The sequence below is a fragment of the Rhodoferax sp. U11-2br genome (assembly GCF_018619435.1).
Lineage (GTDB): Bacteria > Pseudomonadota > Gammaproteobacteria > Burkholderiales > Burkholderiaceae_C > Rhodoferax.
Genome location: NZ_JAHFZF010000064.1, coordinates 1 through 2,254, shown reverse-complemented (window position 1 = coordinate 2,254; position 2,254 = coordinate 1). Strand labels below are relative to the sequence as shown.

3 protein-coding genes are annotated in these 2,254 nt (G+C 66.1%); all 3 read right to left on the bottom strand.

The genetic code is table 11. The features are described 5' to 3' along the window. A partial coding sequence (locus tag KKO72_RS20745; RefSeq protein WP_214943757.1) for a deoxyribodipyrimidine photo-lyase occupies positions 1–1,531 on the bottom strand: 1,531 nt, incomplete at its 3' end. A gap of 5 nt (positions 1,532–1,536) precedes the next feature. After that, complete coding sequence (locus KKO72_RS20740) at positions 1,537–1,743, bottom strand: hypothetical protein (protein ID WP_214943754.1); 207 nt, start codon at positions 1,741–1,743, stop codon at positions 1,537–1,539. A gap of 31 nt (positions 1,744–1,774) precedes the next feature. Further along, positions 1,775–2,254, bottom strand: a 480-nt coding sequence (locus KKO72_RS20735; RefSeq protein WP_371736924.1) for a DUF3429 domain-containing protein, incomplete at its 5' end; no start/stop codon positions are given.

The window sequence follows — 2,254 nt, the reverse complement described above, 5'->3', positions numbered from 1 at the left end:
GCCGGGGGCCGGGTGGGCGGCCATCACGCTCTTTGCGCGAGCCGTGTTTGTCCACAATCGCGGCCTTGGCGGCGCGCACCTCGGGCTGTTGGCGCAGGCTGTGCAGGCGGTCTTTGGCGCGGCGGGTGGCGCTGGCCAGTGCCACCAGCGGCAGCGGCCAGGCGTCTGGCGCACCGGCAGGTGCATCGGCACGCACTGTCACGCCGCAGGCTTGCTGCACACTCTCGGGCATGCGCCAGGGCTCCAGCACCCAGCTGTCGGGCACACGGCGCAGCGCCGGGCACCAGCGGCGCACAAACACCGCCGTCGGATCGTGGTCTTGCGCCTGTTTGACCGGGTTGTACACGCGGGTGGTGTTGATGCCGGTGGTGCCGGCCTGCATCTGCATCTGCATCTGGCTCCAGTGGATGCCGGGCTCGTAGTCCAGAAACTGCCGCGCCAGCCATTGGCCCACTTCTCTCCAATGCAGCCACAGCGGGTAGCTGGCCACCGACACCAGCAAAGCGCGCATGCGAAAGTTGAGCCAGCCGGTCTCGCGCAGCATGGCCACGCAGGCATCCACCATCGGCCAGCCGGTGCGGCCTTCGGTGAGCGCCGCAAAATGCGCGGGGTTGACGTCGTGCTCACGCAGGCCGTCGTAGCCGCGGTGCAGGTTGCGCCACTCCAGCTCGGGTTCGGATTCGAGCTTCTGGATAAAGTGGCAATGCCAGTGCAATCTGCTCAAAAAGGCCTCAAGCCCTTTTGCAGCATAGGCTTGTTGCTCCTTGAGTTGAAGCATCTTGTATTGGGTGGCTTGCACCACCTCACGCAGGCTCACGGCGCCCAGCGCCAGGTAGGGTGACAGGCGCGAGCAGGCCGTGGGCGCCGACAGTGGTGACGAGATGCCACCCCGGTACTGGCGGCAGCGCTGGTTCAAAAAGTCGTCCAGCACGGCTTGGCCGACGCTGCGGCCACCGCGCTGGCGCTGCGGCGGGTCCCAGGCGTCCAGCCCCAGCGCGTGGGCGCTGGGCACCGCTTGTGGTGGCCATGGGCTGGGCCAAAACGCCAGTGCACCGGGTTCGGGGCAGGGCAGCTGCGGCGCGGTGGTGTGGGCCTGCCAATGGCGCAGCCAATGGTTGCGGTCGCTCAGGCGGCGCACCACCCCAAATTGCGCAAACTCTTGCCAGGTGACAGCTTGGGCTCGGCACCAGCGCGCCAAGGCTTTGTCACGCTCAAACGTGGCGGCGTTGCCGGTTTCTTCGTGCGAGTACAGGTGCTCAAACGGTGCCAGCGTGTGCAACTGGGCCAACACCTCGGTCACCTCGCCGGTGCGCACATGCAGGCGCCCGCCCAGGGCTTTGAGGTCGCGCGCCAGCTCACGCAAAGTCTCCAGCAAAAACGCATAGTGCTGGTGTGCGGCATCGGGCTGCGCCCACAGGCTGGGTTCAATCACAAACAGGCACAGCACCGGCCCGCGCTGGCTGGCGGCGTGTAACGCCGCGTGGTCATGCAGGCGCAGATCACGCTTGAACCAGACCAGGCTGTAGGTCATGGGCGTCAGCCTGGGCTGGCGGTGGTGTCGGTGGTTTGGTTTGCTGCAATTTTTGCAGCTGTTGTCCCTTGATCTATAAGGGCTAGAGGCTGATTTGACTCAGAATCAGAGCCGCACATCTCGTCACCGTTCCAGCGCTGGCCACACCAGCACAGGCCCTCGGTATTGATCAGGCAGGTGCCGGTGCCGCAGCAGCGTGTGTCGGTGGTCATGGTGGGCTCCTTCGGGTCAGATGAGAGGTCTTCACCGGGCGGTGACAAATACCACCGCCAGGCACAGGCAAGCCACCACCGTCAGCCGCAGGCGCAGCGGCACAAACCAGACCGGCAGCGATATCACCCGCTCCAGGCGCAGGTCTTGCCGGTAGTGCGCCAGCAGCCCGGCGATCAGCAGCAAGGCGCCCGCCTTGGGCACCATCATCAGGGCCAGCCAGCCCAGCAGCGAGGGCACCACGCTCCACAGGTAAAGCGCGTGTTTGGGGGCGTCCTGCAGCTGCGGGTGGGTCATGGCAAACGCCCAGTGCAGCGCACCCACAAAACTCAGAATCACCGCGCCGTAAGCCAGCAGTCCCGGTACCCAGGTGGCCACATGGGCCGGGTCCAGCCAGCTGGCAGCGGCCAGCGCCACAAACGGGATCAGCCCGCCATAACCCAGCCAGGCAACCAGGGTGGGGCAGGGGGATTGGGGGGCAGAAACAGTCATACGTGGTGTGTGGGCCAAAAG